The sequence below is a fragment of the Microbacterium sufflavum genome (genome assembly GCF_023101165.1).
GTDB classification, from domain to species: domain Bacteria; phylum Actinomycetota; class Actinomycetes; order Actinomycetales; family Microbacteriaceae; genus Microbacterium; species Microbacterium sufflavum.
In genome coordinates this window covers 3,383,649-3,405,782 of record NZ_CP078076.1, presented here as the reverse complement: position 1 = coordinate 3,405,782, position 22,134 = coordinate 3,383,649, and the positions used below count along the sequence as shown (strand labels likewise).

The window sequence follows — 22,134 nt, the reverse complement described above, 5'->3', positions numbered from 1 at the left end:
GTCGGGCGATCCTTTGGTGAGGTGCGCGCCCTGCCGTCACCGCTCGGCGGTGTCCGCACCCGGACGCTCGGGCAGGCTGTGGTCGCCCGCGCCCGCGACCTCGCCCTCGCCCTCGCCCTCGTCGAGCTCCGCGACCGCGTCCCCGCGACGTCGCCCCGCGACCTCGCCCATGCGGTGGCCCACCCAGCCCGCTCCACGAGCGACCGTTCCGGCTGCTCCCGCGACCGCGTTGCCGGCGTAGCGGGCTCCGCGGAGCATGCGCAGCTCCAGCTTCTCCGCACCCGGCACCGGCTCCAGCTCCGAGGGCAGATCGACGGGGGCTGCCCCGAACGCCCGGTGCGAGGTCGTCAGCACGCGGCGGCCCAGGAGGTGGTTGCCTGCCCCGCCGATCGCCGCGCCGATACCGAACGGCATGGCTTTGCCGACGAAGGATGCGCCGCCCTTCGCCGCGAACTGCTTCACGAACATGCTCTTCAACTGATCGACCAGCGGGCCGACGGCAGCACGAGGCAGCGACTTGGTCACGAGTTCGCCCCAGTACGCCGAGCGGCTGACCCCGCGCCCCGCGATCTGTCCCGCCAGCTGACCGACCAGGTCGACGCCCTCCTTGCCGAGCATCAACGTCATCACCAGCGCCCGCGCGCGGTCGGGATTCCCGACAGCGATCCCATGGACCTCGGCCACCGACTGCGCGAAGAGCGCCGTCGACTCCACGAAACCGACCGTCTCCACGCCGGACAGCGCGAGTGTGACGCCGGTGCCGATCCCGGGGACCACCGCGGTCGCACCGACGGCGGCGCCGCCGGCCGTGACCGCCGCGAGGTACCGCCGCTCCAGGATGCGGATGATCTCCGCGGGCGTGGCGTGCGGATGGCGAAGGCGGATGCTCCGGATGTGCGCCAGGACGAGCGGTCGCTGGATAGAGAGAACGCGGTCGAGGCCGCGCACCATCATCGGGTGTTCGGGTGAGCCGGTCGGCGGGATGCCTTTGTCCCACGGGGCGTCATCCGGCAGGGAGTGGATCTTGTGCACCTTGGGGGCCATGGCGCCGATCCTACGGAATTCCACCGCGAAAACACCGAGAGCCCCGGTCCGCGGGGGACAGGGGCTCTCGGTGTCGTGGAATCAGACGAAGAGGTTCGCGCGCTCCAGGTCTTCTGCGAAGTCGACCTCGACCGCGTAGAGGTCCGAGACGTCCATCGGCTCGAGCAGCAGGCCGTCTTCGGCGATCGCGAGCTCGAGGCCGCGCTCGAAGTAGTCCTGGTCCTCGACGCGCTGCAGCTGACGCATGAACGCCTTCTTCTCGCGGGACGAGATGTAGTTGATGCCGACTGCCTCGCCGAGCCCGCCCTTGACGGTCTTGGACAGCTCCTTGATGTAGCCCTCGGCCGTGACCGTGTACTTGACCTCTTCGTCGCTCACCTTGGCGGTGTTGACGGTCACGAACGACTGGTCGCGCTCGATGTACTCCACCGCGCGGCCGAGGATCATCGGGTCGAACACGACGTCGCCGTTCATCCAGAGCACCCCGCCGCGGCCGGTGGCGCCGAGCGCACGAAGGAGGCTCTTCGACGTGTTGGTCTCGTCGTAGCGGTCGTTGTGGACGTAGTTCACGTTCGGGAACGCCTCGATGATCGTCTCGGCGCGATAGCCCACCACGGTGGTGATGCGCGCATCAGAGCCGAAGGCGGCGCGGATGTTGTCGTGCTGCTGGCGCATGATCGTGCGGCCGTCGTTGAGTTCGGTCAGCGGCTTGGGCAGCGCGCGGCCGAGTCGAGAGCCCATGCCGGCTGCGAGGATGACGGTCTGAAGAGTCACGAGTGCTCCTAAAGGAAGTTGTGTTCACGGTCGGTTCACCGACCAGACACTTCGTCGTGCCGGGAATCATGCTAGCGATTCGGCCTGGGAAGCCCGGGGCCCAGAGGTCCCTGTTGCCATTTCGTGACCGAGTACACACGCAACGCACAGCCTCGGCAACCCCCTTGCATTCCTCCTCGCGTTGCGGTCCGGATGTCGGATTGTCGCGTGGGGCCTTGGCTGGAAGCCGCCCATTGATACCGTAGGACGGTGACTTCCTCCCCTGACGACCGCACCGCCGAGGTGGACACGAACGAGACCCCTTCGGGAACGCCCGACGCGAGCGCGTCAGCGGCGGAGAGCGCGAAGAAGGCGACCGCCGCGACCGCGGCCAAGAAGCCACGTGCGCCTCGCCGCAGCACCACCACCGTGAAGAAGGCGACGGGCGGGGCGGCGGCGAAGAAGAGCGCCGACGAGAGCGGCGCGACGCCACAGCCCACGGGCGCGAAGACGTCGGCTGCGAAGACGTCGGCAGCGAAGACGTCAGCATCGCAAGGCGCGGGATCGAAGGCCTCGTCATCGAAGGCCACGGCATCGAAGGCTGCGGCGTCGAAGGCGGCGCCGAAGACCTCCGCATCGGCGAAGAGCGTCAGCGCAACGGCGGCACCGGCCAAGGCGGCCGCAGAAAATGCCGCCGCGTCGCTCGAGGTCGTGGTGGAGCCGACACCCAAGGGCAGCGTTGATGCTTCAGCCGTGGCGCCCGCAGCGCGCAGCGCCGATGCGGCGCGACTCGCGGCGGCGAGGAACACGGCAGCGCGCACACCCGCGCGACCCCGACAGGCCGGCGCCTCCCGGGCGGCGGCGGTGAAGAACGCGGCGGCCACGCCGACGTCCCCACGGGCGGCGACGTCCACAGCGACCGCTGCGAAGACGGCGGCGGCGAAGGCGGCGGCGGCCAAGTCGGCAGCGGCGAAGAGCACGGCGCGCTCCGCGTCGGCGAAGACGGCGGCGGCCAAGACGGCTGCCGCGAAGGCCGCGGCCGAGAAGGCGGCAGCGGAGAAGGCCGCAGCCGAGAAAGCCGCGGCCGAGAAGGCCGCAGCTGAGAAGGCGCCAGCCGAGATGGCGGCAGCCGAGCAGGCGACGCACGAGGGGACCGGCGAGGAGGCGGCGGCCGACGGGGCTGCCGCGTTCGAGACCGTCACGGAGACGCCCGCCGTGGACGGTGAGGGCGTCGCGATTGCGTCCGCCACCGCGGTGGCGGACGACACGGTAGCTCCGATGTCCGCCGGCTCTGTGGGTGAGGCGGTGTCCGATCATCCGGGCGCGGACACCCTCGTCGCAGAGCTCGAACCGACCGCCGAGAGCACAGCCGTTCCCGTGCCCGCCGATGCGGTGGAGCCCGTGCAGAACCCCACAGCCGACGCGCTGACGGACGGCTCCGTCGTCGTCGTCGATCCGGAGACCTCGCAGGAGCCGCCGCTGCGTGCCGAGGGTTCCCGTGAGGACCAGCCGAGCACCGAGGCGATCCGCATCCGCGGCCTGGTGAAGCAGTTCGGCGACAACCGCGCCGTCGACGGCATCGACCTGTCGGTGCCCGCCGCCTCGTTCTACGGGATCGTCGGACCGAACGGTGCGGGCAAGACCACCACGCTCTCGATCGTCGCGGGGCTGCTGCGCGCCGACGAGGGGAGCGTCGTGATCTGCGGCATCGACCAGGCCGTCGACGCTCTCGCCGCCAAGCGCGTCATGGGAGTGCTTCCCGATCGCCTTCGCACCTTCGACCGCCTGACCGGCCGACAACTCCTCTACTACTACGGACTGCTTCGCGGGCTGGCGGCTGACGTCATCGAGAAGCGCGCCGCGGATCTGGCTCGCGCCTTCGACCTCGGAGACGCGCTCAACCGCGTGGTGTCGGACTACTCCGCGGGTATGACGAAGAAGATCATGCTCGCCGGTGCGATGATCCACTCGCCCCGCGTGCTGGTGCTCGACGAGCCCTTCGAGTCGGTCGACCCCGTGTCATCCGCCGTCATCCTCGACATCCTCCGCGCCTACGTCGCCCACGGGGGCACCGTGATCCTGTCGAGCCACGGCATGGACCTGGTCGAGCGGGTGTGCTCGCGTGTGGCGATCATCGTCAACGGCGAGGTGCTCGCGGAGGGGACGATCGACGAGGTCCGCGCGGGGCAGACCCTCGAATCGCGCTTCGTCGAGCTCGCGGGCTCCAGCGGCGAGGTGGAGGGGCTGGAATGGCTGCACACGTTCTCCGACTGAGGTTCGCGCTCCTCCTCGGCGCACTCCGCGGTGAACGCCGGATCCGCACGCTGCTGTCCTTCGGGGCCGTCGTCGCCGTGACGGTCGTGGTCTGCGTCGCGGTGTTCAGCCTGACCGACGCCTCCGTGCCGGTCGCCAGCGCGGTCACCGTGCTCGGCGGTGCGGCGGTGCTGCTCGGCTTCCTCGTCGGGCCGCTGCTGGTCGGGGCGGTGGACCAGCTCGACCCCCGTCGGTTCGCGGTGTTCGGCGTCGACGAGCGCCGGCTGCCCTGGGTGCTCATGCTCGCCTCGCTGGTGAGCGTGCCGAGCCTCGCCCTTCTCGCCGTCTATGCCAGCGTGTGCATCGTCGCGATCGAGGCGGGCGCGCCGTGGCCACTCGCGGTGATCATGTCTCTGCTCGGCCTGTTCATCACGGCCCTGATCGCCCGGATCGGCATGGCGCTGAACGCGATGCTGCTCCCGGAGCGTCGATCGAGGGAGCTCACCGCCCTGTTCGCGCTCGCCCTGATCGTGATCGCATTCCCCGTCGCCGTGTTCCTCGGTTCGTTGCGATGGGACGGTGACGTGCCCGCGTCGATCGCGACGCTCACGTCGGTGATCGGTGTCACTCCGTTCGCTGCGGCTCCGGCCTCTGCGTTCGCCGCGGCGGCAGGAGAGACCGGGACGGCGTGGGCGAGCGGTGCCGTCGCTGTGGTCACGGCCATCGCCCTCGCCCTCGTCTGGGCGTGGTTCGTCCGTCGTCTGCTGACGACCACCGAGCGGCCCGTCACAGCACGGGAGCGCACGGGCCTCGGCTGGTTCGGCCTGCTGCCGTCCAACGCTTTCGGAGCGATCGCGTCGCGCAGCCTCGTGTACTGGCTGCGGGACCGTCGCTACATCATGAACGTGATCGTCGTGCCCGTCGCCGGGGTGCTGACGGTGCTGCCGCTCATCGTCGCCGGTGTCCCGATCGAGATCGCGGCCCTCATCCCGGTTCCGGTGATGGCGCTGTTCTTCGGCTGGCTCCCCCACAACGACATCGCCTACGACTCGACCGCGCTGTGGACGCACGTGGCGAGCGGGGTACGCGGCCTTCCCGACCGCCTCGGACGGCTCGTCCCGGTGCTCCTCGTGGCCGTGCCGGTGCTCGCGATCGCGGTGCCGCTGTCGTTGCTGCTCGTGGGGAGCTGGACCCTCCTCCTTCCGCTGGTGGGTCTCGCGGTCAGTCTCCTGCTGTGCGCCCTCGGCATCTCGAGCGTGGTGTCGGTGGTCGCACCGTACGCGGTGTCGCGACCCGGGGACAGCCCCTTCCAGCAGCCGCAGCGGCCGACGTCCCACGGTGCCTACGGCCCCGCCGCGGCGTTCCTCGGATCCATCGTCCTGAGCGTGCCGACGATCTGGCTCTTCGCCGCCACGATCGTCTCCGGTTCGGCGTTCGCGCCCGCGGCGTTCTGGGTGGGGCTGTTCACCGGCGCGATCGTGCTCGTCGCCGGGGCTGTGCTCGGCGGGCGCATCTTCGAGCACAGCGGAGAGCGGCTCATGGAGTTCGTCGAGACCGCGTGACGGCCGCCCACCGGCCCCCCGACGCGGCTAGAATCGCGGAATGAGTACTCCGCTGGACAGCCCCGATCAGGGCGGCGTGGCAACGCTTGATCGCGAACTGGAAGAGCTCCTCCGGGAGGAGAACCTCGAACCGGGCGACCACGAGCGCTTCTCGCACTACGTGAAGAAGGACAAGATCCTCGAGTCCGCGATCACCGGGAAGCCGGTGCGCGCTCTCTGCGGCAAGAAGTGGACGCCGGGCCGCGATCCGGAGAAGTTCCCGATCTGCCCGACGTGCAAGGAGATCTACGAGTCGATGGTCGGCTGACCTCAGTCGGCCTCGAGGTAGACGGTCGGGATCGCCGGGTCGGACTTGCTGAGCGCCAGGGCGCGCACCGGCAGCTCCTCGCGCACGCGAAGGTGATGTGCGCGGGCGGCCGCCGTCCCGGCGACTCCCTCGTGCGCGGTATCGATGTCGCCGTCCTCGACGAGAGTGACCTGGAGCGGCCGGCCGTCCGCGTGCTCAGCGGGCGTGTCGAGCTCTTCGAACCCGTCCGAGACGACGACGGTCTCCGCCGTCGCGACGCCGTCGGACAGCGTCCGGAACGCTGCCTTCCGCCCCCCGAACGACGCCTTGTCGGCGGAGGCCTTGGCCACCCCGATCCAGGCTCCGTCGGCATCCTGCCGCGCGACCAGCTTGTACACCATGCTCGCAGTGGGGTAGCCGGACCCGGTCACGACCGAGGTGCCGACGCCGTACGCGTCGACGGGTGACGCGGCGAGAGCGGCGATCGCGTACTCGTCGAGGTCGCTGGTGACGGTGATGCGCGTGCCCGTCGCTCCCAGCTCGTCCAGCTGTGCGCGGACCTCGGCGGCCACGATCGGCAGGTCACCGGAGTCGATCCGGACGCCGCCCAGCTCGGTTCCTGCCACGCGGATCGCCGTCTCGACGCCGCTGCGGATGTCGTACGTGTCGACCAGCAGGGTGGTGTCGACGCCCATGCTCGCGACCTGGGCGCAGAAGGCGTCCTCCTCGGAGTCGTGCAGCAGCGTCCAGGAGTGCGCCGCCGTGCCCATCGTGGGGATGCCCCACGTGCGGCCGGCCTCCAGGTTGCTCGTGGCGGTGAAACCCGCGATGTAGGCGGCGCGGGCCGCGGCGACGGCGGAGCGCTCGGCCGCACGGCGAGATCCCATCTCGGCCAGCGGTCGCTCACCGGCCGCGATGCTCATGCGCGCCGCCGCCGTCGCGACCGCGGAGTCGTGGTTGAGCACGCTCAGCGCGAGGGTCTCCAGGACGACGGCATCCGCGAAGGATCCCTCCACCGTGAGGATGGGGGAGCCGGGGAAGTAGAGCTCGCCCTCGCGGTACCCGCGGACCGAGCCCGTGAAGCGGTAACGCTCGAGGTGGGAGAGCGTCTCGGTGTCGACGACCTGCTCGTCGCGCAGGAAGCGCAGCTCGTCGTCGCCGAACCGGAAGTCGCGGAGCAGGCTCAGCAGGCGCCCGGTGCCCGCGACGACGCCGAAGCGCCGGCCGCCGGACAGGCGACGCGAGAACAGCTCGAACACGCTCGGACGGAACGCGGTGCCGTCCCGGAGCGAGGCGGCGAGCATCGTGAGCTCGTAACGGTCGGTGAGCAGCGCCGTCGACGTGGTCATCCGCCCAGCATAGTGAGCCGCGATACGCGGGCCCTGCCGCGCGCGGGTAGGCTGGGGAGTCATGAATGACGCGCCGATCGGGATCTTCGACTCCGGTGTCGGCGGGCTCACGGTGGCCAGGGCCATCCGCGCCCAGCTGCCCAGAGAATCCTTCGTCTACATCGGCGACACCGCGCACTCGCCCTACGGCCCGAAGCCGATCGCCGACGTGCGCCGCTACGCTCTCGAGGTGCTCGACACCCTGGTCGACCAGGGCGTGAAGATGCTCGTGATCGCCTGCAACACGGCCTCGGCGGCGATGCTGCGCGATGCGCGCGAGCGCTACGACGTCCCGGTGGTGGAGGTCATCGGCCCCGCGGTGCGCCGAGCCGTCTCGACCACGCGCAACGGCCGGGTCGGCGTGATCGGCACGGTCGGCACGATCGGCTCCCGCGCGTACCAGGACATGCTCGAGGTGAACGAGCGCCTGCAGGTCTTCACGGCCGCCTGTCCGCGGTTCGTCGAGTTCGTTGAGGCCGGGGTCACCGGAACCCCGGAGGTGCTCGCCGTCGCGGAGGAGTACCTCGCGCCGCTGCGAGAGGCCGACGTGGACACGCTCGTCCTCGGCTGCACGCACTACCCGTTCCTCCGCGGTGCCATCAGCTACGTGATGGGCGAAGGCGTGACCCTCGTGTCGAGCGATGACGAGACGGCCGGCGACGTCTACCGTCAGCTCGTGCGCGGCGATCTGCTGGCCCCTGCGGATGCCACCGCCACCTACGTCTACGAGGCGACGGGCGACTCGGCCGACGATTTCACCGCGCTCGCCAACCGACTGATGGGCCGCGAGGTGCGCGACGTGCAGCTCGTCCACACCGGCGTCATCACCCTCCCCGACCCCGCGCTCGACGCGCGCTGATCCGCTCGCCCGTCCCGAACCGAGAGAAGCCCATGACCGACATCGTCCGTGCCGACGGCCGTTCCGCCTCGCAGCTGCGCGAGATCACCATCGAGCGCGGCTGGAGCGCGCAGGCCGAGGGATCGGCCCTGATCAGCTTCGGGGGCACCAAGGTGCTGTGCACCGCCTCGTTCACGAACGGCGTGCCGCGCTGGCTCACCGGCAAGGGCAAGGGCTGGGTGACGGCGGAGTACGCGATGCTCCCGCGCGCGACCAACAGCCGCAACGACCGCGAGAGCGTGAAGGGTCGCATCGGCGGTCGCACGCACGAGATCTCGCGGCTCATCGGCCGTGCCCTGCGCGCCGTGGTCGACACCAAGGCGCTCGGCGAGAACACGATCGTGATCGACTGCGACGTGCTGCAGGCCGACGGCGGCACCCGCACGGCGGCCATCACGGGCGCCTACGTCGCCCTTGCCGACGCCATCGAGTGGGGCCGCGAGAAGAAGTTCATCGGGCGCAACTCGACGCCGCTGCTCGACTCGGTCGCGGCGGTGTCGGTCGGGATCGTCGACGGCGAGCCCCTGCTCGACCTCGCGTACGTCGAGGACGTGCGCGCCGAGACCGACATGAACGTGGTCGTGACCGGTCGCGGCCTGTTCGTCGAGGTGCAGGGCACCGCCGAGGGGGCGCCGTTCGACAAGCGCGAGCTCGACGCGCTCCTGGAGCTGGGACTCGCGGGCTGCGAAGACCTGAAGGCGCGGCAGCTCGCGGCGCTGGCGGGGGAGTGACCGTGCGCGTCGTCCTGGCGACCCACAACCCGCACAAGGTCGAGGAGTTCCAGCAGATCGTCGCCCAGGCCAGGCCCGACCTGGAGGTGGTCGGCTATGACGGCCCCGAGCCCGTGGAGGACGGCGTGACCTTCGCGGAGAACGCGCTGCTCAAGGCCAGGGCGGCCGCCGCGCACACCGGGCTTCCGGCGCTCGCCGACGACTCGGGCATCTGCGTGGACGTGCTCGGCGGATCACCCGGTGTCTTCTCCGCGTACTGGGCCGGACAGAAGAAGGACGCGGTGGCGAACCGGGAGCTGCTGCTCGACCAGCTCCGCGACATCGCCGACCCGCACCGAGCCGCACACTTCACGTCGACGATCGCGCTCGTGGTCCCGGGTGGGGCCGAGCACGTGGTCGAGGGGATCTGGCCGGGACGGCTCGCGCACGCGGCGTCCGGCGACGGCGGCTTCGGCTACGACCCCGTGTTCGTCCCGGACGGCCAGGACGCGGGAGCCGAGCGCACGGTCGGGGAGTTCACCGCCGAGGAGAAGCAGGCGCAGTCGCACCGCGCCCGCGCCTTCACCGCCCTGGTGGCCCTGCTCGCAGGACTCTGACCTGGGCGGTCGCGGAGAAGTCCTGCTGACGGTGAGAATCGTTACCCTTCCCGACTAGCCAGGATCGGCCGTTCCGGGGCGATCCCCGGTCTAGCCTGGAGGCATGCACGATCACGCGCCCGCGCCCGGCGGTCTCCGCTCGGCGAGCAGCAGACGCCTGCTCGCCATCTCGTTGACGCTGACCGCCACGGTCATGATCGTGCAGGTGGTCGGCGCTCTGCTCACCGGATCGCTGGCGCTGCTCGCCGACGCGGCCCACATGTTCACCGACGCCTCCGCGCTCGTGATCGCGCTCATCGCGGCCACCGTCGCCGCCCGACCCGCGGACGACCGTCGGACGTTCGGCTACCAGCGCGCCGAGGTGTTCGGCGCGCTGATCAACGCGGTGATCCTGATCGCGCTGGCCACCGTGGTGGCCGTCCAGGGGGTCGAGCGCCTGCTGAATCCGAACACGGTGGAGGTCGCCGGCGGTCTCATGCTCGTCGTCGCGGTCGTCGGCCTGGTGGCCAACGCCGTGTCGATGTGGCTGCTCAGCCGAGCCCAGAAGACCAGCATCAACGTGCGCGGGGCCTACCTGGAGGTGATGGGCGACCTGCTGGGCTCGCTGGCCGTCATCGTCGCGGCCGCCGTGATCCTGCTCACGGGCTGGATGCCGGCCGACGCCATCGCCTCGCTGTTCATCGCGGCCATGATCATCCCGCGGGCGATCTCGCTGTTGCGCGAGGTCTTCTCGGTGCTGTCCGAATCGGCTCCGAAGGGCACGGCCGTCAGCGAGATCCGCACACACCTGCTCGGCTATGCAGGGGTGGTCGGCGTACACGACGTGCACGTGTGGCAGCTCACGCGCGGAGCCCCGGTGTTCACCGCCCACGTGAGTGTGGAGCCCGCACTCCTGGCGGACGGGCGCTCCGCCGCTCTCCTCGCCGACATGCAGTCGTGCCTCGCCGACCACTTCGACGTGGCGCACTCCACCTTCCAGATCGAGCCAGCCGAGCAGTCGGACTGCGAGCCGCACCACGCGTGACACGGCGACCGGCGCTCACTCCTCGACGGTGATCTCGTCAGGGGTCTTGTCCGGCCGGAGGCCTCGCCACCGCGCGTGACGGAGGATGCCGTCCGGTGTCCAGTTGCCGAACTCGACCTCGCCCACGAGCTCCGGTCGCACCCACAGCGCGTCCGAGGCGTCGGGCCTCGGCACGCCGTCGAGCGGCGGAGCGGACACCCGCAGCGGCTCGAGGCGCGCCATCAGCTCGCGGAGCATCCGGTCGCTGAACCCCGTGCCGACCCGTCCCACGTAGCGCAGTTCTCCCTCGTCGGGCACGGCCAGCAGCAGGGACCCGAGCGTGCCGTCGCGTTCGCCCTTGCCCGGACGGATGCCCACGATCACGGCCTCCTGCATGCGCGTGTTCTTCAGCTTGAGCCAGGACGGTGAGCGGACGCCGGGGCGGTAGCGGGACGCGGGGTCCTTGACCACGACGCCCTCGAGACCGAACTCGTCGCTCGCGCCGAGGGCCGCGTCCACGTCGTCGAACACCGGCGGCACCTGGACCGGCGCCTCGAGGTCGGCGACCAGGTCTTCCAGCAGCGTGCGGCGTTCGCGCAGCGGCATGCCCGTGAGGTCGTGCCCGTCGAGCCGGAGCAGGTCGAACAGCATGTAGACGACGGGCGTGCGCACCACCTCGCGCTCGATCTCGCGCGGGCGGGTCAGGTGCATCCGGTTCTGCAACAGGGAGAAGCTCGGCCGTGCGTGGGCGTCGAACGCGACGATCTCCCCGTCGACGATCGCCTCGTCGACCGGGAGGAACGGCGCCCCGTCGGCCGTGAGCTCGGGGTATCGCGCGGTGATGTCGGTGCCGCGCCGGGCGTGGAGCAGCATACGGCCGTCGCGCCAGGTGCCGATCGCCCGGATCCCGTCCCACTTCACCTCGACCCACGACGGGGAGCTGAGGCCCCGAGCGAGCGCCGGCGTGCCGGTCTCGGCGAGCATCGGGTCGAGCGAGGGCAGTGTGGTGCCCGCGGTGGGCGCGGCGGCGGTGGCCAGCGGGCGCCGCTTGCGGGCGGGGGACTCGGCCGGCCGGGATGTGGCGGCGACCGCGGACTCGCGCGCGGGAGGCGCCGCGACCGGAGCGGCGGTGTGGGGGGACGGGTGGAGCGATGCGAGCGGATCGATGCCCGAGGCGGCCCGTGCCAGCACCTCGTCGAGTTCGAGGTGCGCGAGCCCCGGATCGTCGAGCTCGTCCCACGTGCGCGGCGCCGCGACCCACGGCCGCTCGCGCCCCCGCAGCGAGTACGGGGAGATCGTGGTCTTCTTGGCGTTGTTCTGGCTCCAGTCGAGGAACACGCGCCCGCCACGGACGGCCTTCGACATCACGCTGGTGGCGAGGTCGGGGTGCTCGTTCTCGATGATGCGGGCGAGCTCCTTCACGACCGCGGAGACCTCGGTGCTGGTCTGTTCCCCTGGCAGGGCGGCGTAGAGGTGGATGCCCTTGCTGCCGCTGGTCACCGGGAGCGGATCGAGGCCCATGCCCCGCAGGAGCACCCGGGCCAGGCGGGCGACCTCGGCGCACGCGGGCAGCCCGACGCCCGGGCCGGGATCGAGGTCGAGCACCAGGCGGTCGGGGCGTCCGGGCAGACCGTCCGCCGTGAACCGCCACTGCGGCACGTGCAGCTCGATCGCGGCCACCTGGGCGAGCCACACCAGCGTCGGCACGTCGTCGACCAGCGGATACTCCTTCGGTCCGTCGGAGTGCTGGATGGCCTGGCGGGCGATCCACTCCGGGGCGCCGGGTTCGAGCTGCTTCGTGAAGAACGCGTCGGCCGGGGCCTCTGCGGTCCCCACCCCCTCCACCCAGCGCTTCCGGGTGACGGGGCGACCGTGCAGGAGCGGCAGCAGCTGCGGCGCGATCGCGGTGTAGTAGGCGATGATCTCGCCCTTGGTGGTGCCGGTGGCGGGGTACACGATCTTGTCGAGGTTCGTGACGCGCAGCCGTCGGCCGTCGATCTGCACGACCTGCGCCTCTCCCACCATGGGCCCAGCGTAGTCAAGGGCTGGTCGTGACAGGTGGGGCTGGTGTCTACTGGTGGGATGAGGACCATCTGGAAGGGCGCACTGACGTTCGGGCTCGTGAACGTCCCGGTCAAGGTGTACTCGGCGACGGAGGACCACGACGTGCCGCTGCATCAGGTGCACGACAAGGACGGCGGGCGCATCCGCTATCAGCGCACGTGCGAGGTGTGCGGCGAGACCGTCGCGTACTCCGACATCGACCGCGCCTACGTGGAGGACGGACAGACGGTCGTGCTCACCAAGGACGACCTCGCGGCCCTCCCGGCGGAGAAGAGCCGGGAGATCGACGTGGTCGAGTTCGTGCCGTCCGACCAGGTCGACCCGCTCACGCTCGACAAGCCCTACTACCTCGAGCCGGATTCGAAGTCGCCCAAGGCGTACGTGCTGCTGCGCAAGACGCTCGAGCAGACCGACCGCACGGCGATCGTGCGCTTCACCCTGCGGCAGAAGACGCGACTCGCGGCGCTGCGCGTGCGGGGCAAGGTGCTGGTGCTGCAGACGCTGCTCTGGTCGGACGAGGTGCGCGAGGCGGAGTTCCCCTCGCTCGACGAGGACGTGCGGATCTCGAAGAAGGAGCTCGAGCTGTCGTCCTCCCTGGTCGACAGCTACTCCGCCGACTTCGACCCCGAGGAGTTCGTCGACGAGTACCAGAAGGAGCTCCGGACCCTGATCGACGCGAAGATCGACGCGGGGGAGACCTTCGATGTCGCGGAGACCTTCGGAGACACCGAGAAGGCGGCGGACGGCGGCGAGGTGATCGACCTCATGGAGGCCCTGCGGGCGAGCGTGGCGCGGTCGAAGGAGAAGCGCGCGAAGAGCGCCGGCTGACCGTGCCGGACCCGGTGGACCGGGTCAGTGCTTGCCGTCGCCGTCCAGGTCGGGCGCGCGGTCGAACACCTCAGGATCGAGGGCGAGCTCCTCGGCCTCGCGGTGGTCGGTCACCACATCCTCGCCCGCCGCCGCGGCCTTCTTCGCCTTGTGACGCTCCGTGAGGTAGTGCCACAGCGTGACCGCGGCCGTGCCGCCGACGGCGATCAGGAGGATCACGTCGATGTAGTCGACGACGAGGTCGCGCACCCAGGGGATGTACGCGATCAGGTAGCCGACCATCGTGAGTCCGAAGCCCCACAGCATCGCGCCGATGAGGTTGTAGAGGGTGTAGCGCCGCCACGGCATGTGGCCCACCCCGGCCGCGACCGGGGCGAAGGTGCGCACGATGGGGACGAAGCGGGCGAGGATCACGGTGATGCCGCCGAACCGCTCGAAGAAGGCGTTGGTGCGCTCGACGTTCTTCCTGCTGAAGAGGCCGGACTCCTTGCGTTCGAAGATGGCCGGACCGCCCTTGTGGCCGATGTAGTAGCCGACCTCGCCGCCGATAAATGCCGACAGCGCGATGAGGAGCGTGACGACCCAGATGTTCACGCCGAAGACGTTGCTGGTGTGGGTGAGCAGCCCGGCGATGATCAGGAGCGTGTCACCGGGGAGCAGGAAGCCGACCAGGAGCCCGGTCTCGGCGAACACGATGAAGCACACGACGAGCAGTGCCCAGGGCCCTGCCGCGGCGATGATCGTCTGCGGATCCAGCCAGGGGATGAGGGCGGTCGGTGCGTGCAGCATGCTTTCGAGCACGGAAGGAGTCCCGTCGGTCGTGAATTGTCGGCGGTAGTGCGATGAGGGATGCCACAGCACCCGTCGTGCGGAAGGTGGGACTTGAACCCACACGCCGTGAGGCACAGGAACCTAAATCCTGCGTGTCTGCCAATTCCACCACTCCCGCGCGGTGGGTTCAGTCTACTGACCCGGGCCGAGCTCCATTCTGGGGATCGGCCCGCAGTTTCCCGTCTCAGCGGCGCGGATCGCGCTCGAGTCCGACCACCGCGACGACGGCTCCCGCGACCAGGGCGCCGAGCCCGCCCATCGCCATGTCCCCGATCGTGTCCTCGTAGGTGACGAAGATCTCCGTCGTGATGAACGTGCGGCCCGCCCACTCGACCATCTCCCACAGCGCGCTGGCCGCGAGTCCGATGAGCGGGCAGACGACGAGCGGGAGACGCGGGCGGAACGCGGGGGAGCCCTGGGGAGGGACGATGCCGAGGCGCGCGAGCACCACGTAGCCGGTGGCGGCGATCACACCCGTGCAGAGGAAGTGCACCACGAGGTCCCAGCCCGGCAGCGAGCGGTACAGGTCGAACACGTTGCTCACGGCCGCGATCAGCACGATCGCTCCGACCGCGAGGTCGGCTCCCCCGCGCAAGCCGAGCGCTCGGGGCAGCATGAGGGCCGGGAGCGCGAACGCCAGCACGCCCGCGTCGGTGGGGGTCGACCAGATCGCCGCGATGATCACGCTCAGCACGCCGATCGCCCGCACGCCGTCGGCCGCGTACTCGGCGACGGTGCGGGGCGGGCGGAGGAAGTCGTCTTTCATGCGCCCTCCCCGAGGGGAGCCGGTGCCGGCGGAGCGAGGTCGACCAGGGCCTGAACCGGAAGGTGGTCCGACGGCCAGCCGCCGCCGTGCTGCCGCGGATCGATCCCCGCCCGGACCACGTGGACCTCCGCGGACGCGAGGATCGCATCGATGCGTCGGCCGACCCGGGGGGTCCGGTAGTGCGCGAACGTGCCCCACGCCGGCGTCGCCCTGGTGTCTGCCACACGCCAGGTGTCGCGCAGCGCCCCGTCCGCGGTGAGTGCCCGCCACGGCGCCGAGCCCTCGGCCGCGTTGAGGTCTCCGGTGACGACGACCGGTGTCCGCACCGCGACCGCTGCGGCATGCACCTCTGCGGCCTGCCGCCTCCGGGCCCACGGCGAGAACGCGTCCAGGTGCGTGTTGAGGAGCGTGAACTCGACCCCGCAGCGCCGGTCGCGGAACCGCGCGCCCACGACGACCCGCGGCAGGACGCTCGTCCACGCGATCGAGCCCGGCACCTCGGGACGGTCGGACAGCGCGCGCTGCCACCCGTCGAGCAGCTCGAGCCGCTCCCTGTCGTAGAACACCGGGCATCCCTCGCCGCGGGGACCGGGACGCCGACCGTGGCCGATCGAGCCGTACGCAGGGCCGAGGGCCGCCCGGATCGCACGCGCCTGCGCGGGCAGGGCCTCCTGCACCGCGAGCACCGTCGGCTGCTCGGCGCGCAGCATCGCGGCGACGCGGTCCCGGCGGGCGCTCCAGCGATCGGCCGCCCGCACCGCCAGCACACCGAGGTCGCGGCGCACGTTGACGCTCATGATCAGCAGCTCGGTGTCGCGCGGACGGCCGAGGAGCGGCGCGCTCACGACCGCGACCTCGCCGGAGCGGCGACGCCGAGCCGATGCAGCGTGCGGCGCAGGGCCAGCCGCGTCCACCGCACGGGCGGGAAGTCCTCCGGCCAGTGGATCAGCACCGTGCGGACGCCGCGGTGCACGCGGCGGGCGAACGAACGGCCGCTGTGGAAGGGACGCATCGAGATGCCCATCCCCGCCTCGCGCGCCCAGCGGATGCGGTGGCGTTCGCCGAGGTGGAACGCGAGGTCGAGGTCGTCGTGCACCTCGGGGTCGTCGCGGTGCACGCGGTCGCGCACGTCGCGCCACGCCCAGCGCCGGAGCGCGAGGTTCGAGCCGAACAGCGGTGCATGTCCGAGGGCGCTGCCGCACACCAGGGCGTAGGCGAGCAGATACGCGGTCGCGAGCGGGCGGCGCAGCGGTCGCGGTCCGTCGAGGAAGAGCGCGCCCCCGGTCCACGCCGCGACCCCGGGGTCGCGCACGCAGGCCGCGAGCATGACCTCGACCCACTGCCGGTCCGGGATGCAGTCGGCATCGAGACGCAGGAGCACGTCTCCCGACGCGGCGTCGTAGCCGGCTGCGCTCGCCGCGGCCGTGCCGGGTGTCGCGCAGTGGATGAGCCGCACGCCGTGAGCGGACGCGACCGCGCCGGACGCGTCGGTGGAGGCGTTGTCGACCACCAGGATCTCGTCCGGGGCGCGCGTCTGCGCGGCGAGCGCCGTGAGGCAGCGGTGCAGTTCGGCGGCGTCGTCCTTGACCGGGATCACCACCGTGACGGTGGGGTCGGGGGTGGCTGGTGTGGCGCGCTGCACGTCGTCTCCTCGCGGCTCGTCGGCCCAGCGTAGGCGGCGGGTGGGACCTGCCGCGACACGGTTGACAGCGCCCGGGGCTGGTCGATAGGGCGGTGTGGATAACTCCGGAGGGGCAGCGGCGATCCTTGTCAGGATGCTCGGGTGATCCATCCCTCCACGGCCATCGCCGAACACGTCCGTCGTCGCCTGCGTGCCGAGGGCGTCGACCCGGCCGACGACCCGGAGCGTGCGAGATCCATCGCGCGCTCGGAGGTGCGGCGCTACGACGATCTCGCGCTGGCGCGCGGGGCGGAGCCCGTGGACGACGAGACCGCGTGCATCAGCGAGGTGCTCGCCGCGATCGGCGGCTTCGGCGTCCTGCAGCCGCTCCTCGATGCGCCGGACATCGAGGAGATCTGGGTCAACGGCGACGGGGGCGTGCACGTGGCCCGCGGCGGCACATCCGAGCGCACCGGCCTGCGCCTCGACGAGACCGTCGTGCGCGACCTCGTGGAGCGCATGCTGCACTCCTCGGGACGCCGCGTCGACATCGGCCAGCCGTTCGTCGACGCGTCGCTGCCCGACGGCTCTCGGCTGCACGTCGCGATCGCCGACGTGGTGCGCGGCGCGTGGAGCGTGAACATCCGCAAATTCCTCACCGGGCACCGCACGCTGGACGAGCTCGTCGCGCAGGGCTCGCTGCCGCCCGCGACGGCGGCGGAGCTGGCGACCGCCATGCGCGAGGGGGCGACCGTGATCGTGTCCGGGGCGACGCACGCGGGCAAGACGACGATCCTCGGGGCGCTTCTCGCGGCGTGCGCGTCGTCTCAGCGCATCGTCACGGTGGAGGAGACCTTCGAGCTGGCGGTCGGCGGGCCTGACGTGGTGGCGTTGCAAGGACGGCAGCCCAGTCTGGAGGGCACGGGGGAGATCACCCTGCGACGGCTGGTGAAGGAGGCGCTGCGCATGCGCCCGGATCGGCTCGTGGTCGGCGAGGTGCGCGACGCCGAGGCTCTCGACCTCGTCCTGGCGCTCAACACCGGTGTGCTCAACAACGCAAAACACACATTAGACGAAGTGGACGTAGCTCTACTGATTCGTACTCCAGCGACGAAGGTCTGCCTCCAGCTGGGCGTAGATACGTCTGACCGAGGGGGCACGGATTTCGAGTGGACGCGCCCGGAAGCCGCCCGCGCTGCGGCGTCCATCACGACGCCAGATCAACTTGTCGATCAGCGGCCAATAGTCGGCAGCTGCCGAGTGGCTGATCCGGTTTGCTCCGACTTGGGAGGATTCATTCACGCAGCACCGAAAAGCACCGAGACAGATATCCACCGCCGAACTCAGGTGGGATGAATTGTTGTTGGTCATACCGAACAGCAGTATCCGGTCGTCCACTCGACGATTTCGGCCCGCCACGTCGAGCCCTTCTGTGAAACGCCTCGTGAAGTTCCGAAACTCGTCGTGGCCCCGCGCCGTATCGACGCGGTCGATGAGCATGATGCCCTTGTCCTGAGCGTCGCCAAGGAACTCCCAGTAGGCCATGGTCAAGGTGTTGATGGCCTGTTCGATGACGGCGTTGATATGTTGATCGCCCCGAATTCGAGAGTGCACCAGCGTCGCCGCGAATTGGACGCCTGCGTCTGGCAACCGAGCTAGCAAGTCTGCCTTCGCCGCCTCATGCGTCGCGACCTCCTGCCCTGAGCCGCCAACGGAGAACTTGAAGCTGGCATCTGGCGCGTAGCCATACTCGCGACGTACCGCTCTAACAGCCTGGTCAACGGATCCGGCCGAGTCGGAGTTCAGGAGCAGCCCGCCGTAGATGAAGAACTGATCCTCCAGGGGAGGCTTATTTGTCTCGTCAGTGAGCATCCAGTGCATCTCAGGATGCTACCCGAGACGAATTCGCGCGCTACAAGTAGTAGTTAATCGCCCCCGTTTCATGCGTCGGCCCCGAGCCAAGAGAGCTCGGTATCACCCACTCGTTGTGCCGACGTAGTCGGGAGACGCCGCATCTAGCTCATCCATCGCCACCGCTGTTGCCTCGAGCGTCGCGACGATCTGCTGATATCGAGTGAAGTCGGCGTTCGACAATGACTTATTGCGGCGATCCTGAAGCCACTGATACGCCGGTCGGTAGCCCCCGATGAACTGAGACCAAGCGGCCTCGCTCACATCCCCGAAGAACTGCGTTTCGTTGATCCAAACAGATCCGTCTTTGTACCTAACGGTGCGGACCACGTCATCGCCAACGATCGGGAACGTCGTCCTGGTCGGTAGCTTTCGCGAGAGCAGATGGAGCTCTCGAAGCTGTGCGCCGAGCTCAGCGATCTTGTGGAACGAATCGGCCGTAGTTGGCTTCGGTATCTTCGGGAATCCCGAGACCATCAGTTCCGCGTATGCCTCTCTAAACTTCGGTGTGTAGAGGACACCATATACGTAGTCGAAGATTTCCTGTGGGGAAGGAGACATGGCAAGCCCAGCCGTGAGCTCGGCTACCTGAGCAGGATCGAGGTTGGACTCTTTCGTGCCGTCGCTCGCAAATACGTATAGCGGAAAGAGCGAGTTTGAGTCGTACGAGTTGAACGCCTTGTGTCCAATCGGCATATTGCTTACGAATGCGCCAGGGTTTGTCTTCTGTAGCCGAGTAGTTACGAGGCCCACGTTAGGCCGCTTCGCTTGTAGAAAGTGGGTCATGACCTCTTCGCGCCATCGCCAGAGGACCTTGTTGCTGAAATAGGTGTAGCGATGGTCAAACGGTCGATAGGCAATCGATATGAGCTTGCTGCTATCGAAGTTTAGTGCGCCCCGGTTGGCGAGCACCCAAGGCGCGTACGCTTCGCCTAGTCCAAACTCTTCGGTCATGGCTGCTGCGTCGTAATCGCCCTTGACAAGTTTCTTCACTCGTTGCTCGATGACGCTCTTGTTCGTATCGACTATGAAGCTGTCGCCTCGGGTGACAATTCCCGTTGATCCGACGCGGAAAAGTTTGTCGACCGGGATGCCGCGATCGTACTCTTCCTTTCCGCGCGTCCCTCGGGGAACGAAAAAGAGGAACTCAGGATCGAGTTCAAGATCCTGCCATTCCAGCTCGTGATCGATCATGGCCGCGAACTTGTCAGCACGCTTACCCCAGAGTTCGCTGTGGTGAACGGTCGCCAGATCAGAACTTTCTGTAGTCTTTACCGCGATGATGATACCGACACCTTGGCGTATCGGGAAGACGTTCTCATCCTTTGACCCATCCGGCGCGACTTCTCCTTTGTTAGCGTTGCCGTGAAGGTCGAGCACGTAGATGTCGTCGAACGTGCGCAGCAGATGCCAGCGCATCCCTCTGAACGTTGGATTGTCCAAGTAGCCGTTATTTGTGATCATCGCGACTATACCGGTGCCGTTAGCTGCGATCATTCCCTCAGCGAACGAGAGGAACTTCACATAGTCGTCGTTCAGCCAGGTCTTTTCCTCATCGAGTTTACCCAAGCCACCAGGCTCAACCTTGTACTTTTCAACGAGCTTGTTTGCGAACTTGGTGCGGTTGTTGCTACTGGCTGAGTAGGGGGGGTTCCCGAGAATAACCATGATCGGCCGGTTGGTCTTGACATCCGCGGCGAGTTGGCTCTCCTCAGTGACCGCCTCGGACAGGCCGAACTCGAGCAGACCCGGTTCGGAGGCGAGACCTTCCTGGAGTGTATTAGTGAGAAACACATTCACGCGTGCCGCACTTTTTGGAGCGCCGGTCTCAGCAAGCGTCATCCCAAGCTTGAGATGTGCGACGGTGTAAGGCGCCATCATGAGCTCGAAACCGTGCACGCGAGGTAGCAGATCCTCGTCGACGTACTTCGGCCAACGCCCTTGCTGACCAGCAAACTGCGTGTGAATGTACTTGATCGTCTCATTAAGGAAAGTGCCGGTTCCGACGGCGGGATCGAGCAATTGCACTCGGTGAAGGTCGACTTCAGCGGACGACTCGACACGGGCGGCTTCGGCTTCCGCGGTGAGCGGGTGCGTGCTGGTCTTAGGCGTATAGGAGACCTTTTCTGTGTCCGCTAGTCCGTCAGATATCCCGAAATGCTGCTGCAGCACTTCGTCCACCCGGCGCACGATGTACCTCACCACGGGAACTGGGGTGTAATACGCACCCATAGATCGTTTCATTCTCGGGTCATAGGTAGCGAGGAAGTCCTCGTAGAAGTGGATGATCGGGTCCTTTTCGGATCTCGTCACTTCAGACACCTTTAGGTGCTTTGTTACGATGCCTTCGACATCGCTGACGCGGAATACTGCACACAACTCGTCGACGATATACCCAAGCCTGTCGTCGAACTCGGCGCCCGCGATGTGGTCGAAAAAAGCGCGGAGGAACGGGTTTGTTTTTGGGACAAGGTCCCTGGCTTCCTGACGGGAGAAGGTTGCAGGACTGTTATCAGCATATCGCGCAACGAAAAGTCCGTAAACAAGCGTCTGTGCGTACATGTCCGCAAACTTGGGCGGGTCGATGTCCGGCACAAGTCGGTCCTTGATCATCTGCATGATCTTGCTGAGTTCTTCGTCGCCATTCTTCACGAAATTGTCGACGTCGTCCCGGAGTCGTCGAGCCTTTGCACCCATGAGTGTGGCCAGACGGCGGCCAGACGTGATCTTCTCTGGGGGCAGAGCTACGAACTCGGATATCTCGCGGATCAGTGCATCGATCGCTTCCGCGTCGAATGTGAGCCCGGTGGGCGTGCGGGATCCAATCACAATGGTCTTGTACTTTTCGCCGTTCCGATAGAATCGGAAATCGAGATAGTTAGTCAGAAACAGGTTGGCGTACCCTCGATATCTTTCCATCTGTTCGGAACCCTCGACGCTGTCGAGTTTGATATCGATGTCTTTTGCCTCAGCGTATCCCCGCACAATCGCCGAGTTGTCCTTTTGAAGGAAAACAAAATCGGGGTTGCCGTGCTCGGATTTCTTCGGGTCATTGATGGCGATGATGTTCTCGAACGCCTCCATGACCGTCTTCAAAGCCGGGCGATACGCGTGCTCTTTCGCGTGTCCCGTTGCGTACTGACTGCTGAGTTCCTTGCAGTATGAAGTTAGGGCGGCGCGCAGAGAGCTGTTCATGGTGAGCGTCAGTCTATCCACGGCCTTCGGCACCGCGACAGCTCCACGAGTCCATCGACGCTCCGCAGCGATGGACTCGTGCTCCGCGGCGCCCGCCGCTGCTAGAACGACGAAAAGCCCCCGCACGAGGCGGGGGCTAGAGGGCGCGAGAAAACAATCGACCGATACGTATGGAGGAGAAGACGCTATGCCGCACCGGGGAGGCAACGGCCCGGGGAGGGGAGTAGCCCCCCACCGGGATCGGCGACGCGAGTACCCACGTTTACACGTCTCGCGATAGTTGTGAGGAGCCCGTCGCGCCGAGTTCCAGTCGGCCACGGGCTCACACCGCGCGGCTCCCAGTCCGCCGTGTGCACTCGCAACGCCTCATAAGGGGAAGGGCTGCAAGCTCACTAAGGACACCA

General features: G+C 68.3%; 19 protein-coding genes and 1 tRNA gene. 9 read left to right on the top strand and 11 right to left on the bottom strand.

Features of this window, described 5'->3' with window-relative positions; all coding sequences use genetic code 11:
• Nucleotides 1-36 precede the first annotated feature (36 nt).
• The 3 genes from KV394_RS16560 to KV394_RS16550 form a co-directional block, all read right to left on the bottom strand.
• A complete protein-coding gene (locus KV394_RS16560; RefSeq protein WP_247981930.1) occupies nt 37-1,044 on the bottom strand; it encodes a hypothetical protein in 1,008 nt (335 codons plus the stop codon).
• A gap of 81 nt (nt 1,045-1,125) precedes the next feature.
• A complete protein-coding gene (locus KV394_RS16555; RefSeq protein ID WP_136030312.1) occupies nt 1,126-1,818 on the bottom strand; it encodes a phosphocholine cytidylyltransferase family protein in 693 nt (230 codons plus the stop codon).
• Between the two features lie 71 nt (nt 1,819-1,889).
• A complete protein-coding gene (locus KV394_RS16550) occupies nt 1,890-2,681 on the bottom strand; it encodes a hypothetical protein (protein WP_247981929.1) in 792 nt (263 codons plus the stop codon).
• Here KV394_RS16550 and KV394_RS16545 point away from each other — a divergent pair.
• From KV394_RS16545 to KV394_RS16535, 3 genes are read left to right on the top strand one after another with little or no spacing between them, the layout of a single operon-like run.
• The gene (locus KV394_RS16545; protein WP_247981928.1) at nt 2,662-4,071 is read left to right on the top strand and encodes an ATP-binding cassette domain-containing protein; all 1,410 of its coding nucleotides are present in this window, start codon (nt 2,662-2,664) and stop codon (nt 4,069-4,071) included. The genes KV394_RS16550 and KV394_RS16545 overlap by 20 nt on opposite strands.
• The gene (locus tag KV394_RS16540; RefSeq protein ID WP_136030619.1) at nt 4,047-5,612 is read left to right on the top strand and encodes a hypothetical protein; all 1,566 of its coding nucleotides are present in this window, start codon (nt 4,047-4,049) and stop codon (nt 5,610-5,612) included. The genes KV394_RS16545 and KV394_RS16540 overlap by 25 nt, the downstream gene beginning before the upstream one ends.
• Nucleotides 5,613-5,652: 40 nt before the next feature.
• Complete coding sequence (locus tag KV394_RS16535; protein WP_028503536.1) at nt 5,653-5,919, top strand: DUF3039 domain-containing protein; 267 nt, start codon at nt 5,653-5,655, stop codon at nt 5,917-5,919.
• A 2-nt stretch (nt 5,920-5,921) separates the two neighbouring features.
• On the opposite strand, the gene KV394_RS16530 is transcribed toward KV394_RS16535, so the two are convergent.
• Nucleotides 5,922-7,247 carry a nicotinate phosphoribosyltransferase gene (locus tag KV394_RS16530; RefSeq protein ID WP_247981927.1) on the bottom strand — a complete coding sequence of 442 codons (1,326 nt, stop codon included), beginning with the start codon at nt 7,245-7,247 and terminating at the stop codon, nt 5,922-5,924.
• 61 nt (nt 7,248-7,308) lie between these two features.
• Between KV394_RS16530 and murI the strand changes: the two genes are divergently transcribed.
• From murI to KV394_RS16510, 4 genes are all read left to right on the top strand, one after another.
• On the top strand, nt 7,309-8,145 hold the full coding sequence (murI, locus tag KV394_RS16525; protein ID WP_136030623.1) for a glutamate racemase: 837 nt from the start codon (nt 7,309-7,311) through the stop codon (nt 8,143-8,145).
• Nucleotides 8,146-8,177: 32 nt separating this feature from the next.
• Complete coding sequence (rph, locus tag KV394_RS16520) at nt 8,178-8,915, top strand: ribonuclease PH (RefSeq protein WP_136030625.1); 738 nt, start codon at nt 8,178-8,180, stop codon at nt 8,913-8,915.
• Nucleotides 8,912-9,511 carry an RdgB/HAM1 family non-canonical purine NTP pyrophosphatase gene (gene rdgB / locus KV394_RS16515; protein ID WP_247981926.1) on the top strand — a complete coding sequence of 200 codons (600 nt, stop codon included), beginning with the start codon at nt 8,912-8,914 and terminating at the stop codon, nt 9,509-9,511. Before rph ends, rdgB begins: the two co-directional genes overlap by 4 nt.
• A 103-nt stretch (nt 9,512-9,614) precedes the next feature.
• The gene (locus KV394_RS16510; RefSeq protein ID WP_136046235.1) at nt 9,615-10,535 is read left to right on the top strand and encodes a cation diffusion facilitator family transporter; all 921 of its coding nucleotides are present in this window, start codon (nt 9,615-9,617) and stop codon (nt 10,533-10,535) included.
• 15 nt (nt 10,536-10,550) lie between these two features.
• On the opposite strand, the gene ligD is transcribed toward KV394_RS16510, so the two are convergent.
• Nucleotides 10,551-12,539 (bottom strand): non-homologous end-joining DNA ligase, encoded by a 1,989-nt coding sequence (ligD, locus tag KV394_RS16505; protein ID WP_247981925.1) that lies wholly within the window; start codon nt 12,537-12,539, stop codon nt 10,551-10,553.
• A 57-nt stretch (nt 12,540-12,596) separates the two neighbouring features.
• On the opposite strand from ligD, the gene ku reads away from it, so the two are divergent.
• On the top strand, nt 12,597-13,406 hold the full coding sequence (gene ku / locus KV394_RS16500) for a non-homologous end joining protein Ku (protein WP_136030633.1): 810 nt from the start codon (nt 12,597-12,599) through the stop codon (nt 13,404-13,406).
• Nucleotides 13,407-13,430: 24 nt separating this feature from the next.
• Here the strand turns inward: ku and KV394_RS16495 are convergent, their stop codons facing one another.
• The 5 genes from KV394_RS16495 to KV394_RS16475 all read right to left on the bottom strand — a co-directional run bounded on the left by KV394_RS16495 (nt 13,431) and on the right by KV394_RS16475 (nt 16,645).
• The gene (locus KV394_RS16495) at nt 13,431-14,195 is read right to left on the bottom strand and encodes a DedA family protein (RefSeq protein WP_136030635.1); all 765 of its coding nucleotides are present in this window, start codon (nt 14,193-14,195) and stop codon (nt 13,431-13,433) included.
• A gap of 78 nt (nt 14,196-14,273) precedes the next feature.
• Nucleotides 14,274-14,355: transfer RNA gene (locus KV394_RS16490), tRNA-Leu, on the bottom strand.
• 66 nt (nt 14,356-14,421) lie between these two features.
• A complete protein-coding gene (locus KV394_RS16485; RefSeq protein ID WP_136035702.1) occupies nt 14,422-15,003 on the bottom strand; it encodes a hypothetical protein in 582 nt (193 codons plus the stop codon).
• Nucleotides 15,000-15,848 carry an endonuclease/exonuclease/phosphatase family protein gene (locus KV394_RS16480; protein ID WP_247981924.1) on the bottom strand — a complete coding sequence of 283 codons (849 nt, stop codon included), beginning with the start codon at nt 15,846-15,848 and terminating at the stop codon, nt 15,000-15,002. Before KV394_RS16480 ends, KV394_RS16485 begins: the two co-directional genes overlap by 4 nt.
• On the bottom strand, nt 15,845-16,645 hold the full coding sequence (locus tag KV394_RS16475; protein ID WP_240753253.1) for a glycosyltransferase family A protein: 801 nt from the start codon (nt 16,643-16,645) through the stop codon (nt 15,845-15,847). Before KV394_RS16475 ends, KV394_RS16480 begins: the two co-directional genes overlap by 4 nt.
• Nucleotides 16,646-16,942: 297 nt before the next feature.
• Between KV394_RS16475 and KV394_RS16470 the strand changes: the two genes are divergently transcribed.
• Complete coding sequence (locus KV394_RS16470) at nt 16,943-17,980, top strand: CpaF family protein (protein WP_247981923.1); 1,038 nt, start codon at nt 16,943-16,945, stop codon at nt 17,978-17,980.
• Between the two features lie 618 nt (nt 17,981-18,598).
• Here the strand turns inward: KV394_RS16470 and KV394_RS16465 are convergent.
• Entirely contained in the window at nt 18,599-21,730 is a 3,132-nt protein-coding gene (locus KV394_RS16465) for a type ISP restriction/modification enzyme (RefSeq protein ID WP_247981922.1), read from the bottom strand.
• Between the last annotated feature and the right edge of the window lie 404 nt (nt 21,731-22,134).

Excerpts from the sequence above, each read along its gene's own strand:
- KV394_RS16535 (WP_028503536.1), top strand. The coding sequence starts at position 5,653 with ATGAGTACTCCGCTGGACAGCCCCGATCAGGGCGGCGTGGCAACGCTT.
- ligD (WP_247981925.1), bottom strand. The coding sequence starts at position 12,539 with ATGGTGGGAGAGGCGCAGGTCGTGCAGATCGACGGCCGACGGCTGCGC.
- murI (WP_136030623.1), top strand. The coding sequence starts at position 7,309 with ATGAATGACGCGCCGATCGGGATCTTCGACTCCGGTGTCGGCGGGCTC.
- KV394_RS16560 (WP_247981930.1), bottom strand. The coding sequence starts at position 1,044 with ATGGCCCCCAAGGTGCACAAGATCCACTCCCTGCCGGATGACGCCCCG.
- KV394_RS16540 (WP_136030619.1), top strand. The coding sequence starts at position 4,047 with ATGGCTGCACACGTTCTCCGACTGAGGTTCGCGCTCCTCCTCGGCGCA.
- KV394_RS16510 (WP_136046235.1), top strand. The coding sequence starts at position 9,615 with ATGCACGATCACGCGCCCGCGCCCGGCGGTCTCCGCTCGGCGAGCAGC.
- ku (WP_136030633.1), top strand. The coding sequence starts at position 12,597 with ATGAGGACCATCTGGAAGGGCGCACTGACGTTCGGGCTCGTGAACGTC.
- rph (WP_136030625.1), top strand. The coding sequence starts at position 8,178 with ATGACCGACATCGTCCGTGCCGACGGCCGTTCCGCCTCGCAGCTGCGC.
- KV394_RS16465 (WP_247981922.1), bottom strand. The coding sequence starts at position 21,730 with ATGAACAGCTCTCTGCGCGCCGCCCTAACTTCATACTGCAAGGAACTC.
- KV394_RS16495 (WP_136030635.1), bottom strand. The coding sequence starts at position 14,195 with ATGCTGCACGCACCGACCGCCCTCATCCCCTGGCTGGATCCGCAGACG.
- KV394_RS16530 (WP_247981927.1), bottom strand. The coding sequence starts at position 7,247 with ATGACCACGTCGACGGCGCTGCTCACCGACCGTTACGAGCTCACGATG.
- KV394_RS16485 (WP_136035702.1), bottom strand. The coding sequence starts at position 15,003 with ATGAAAGACGACTTCCTCCGCCCGCCCCGCACCGTCGCCGAGTACGCG.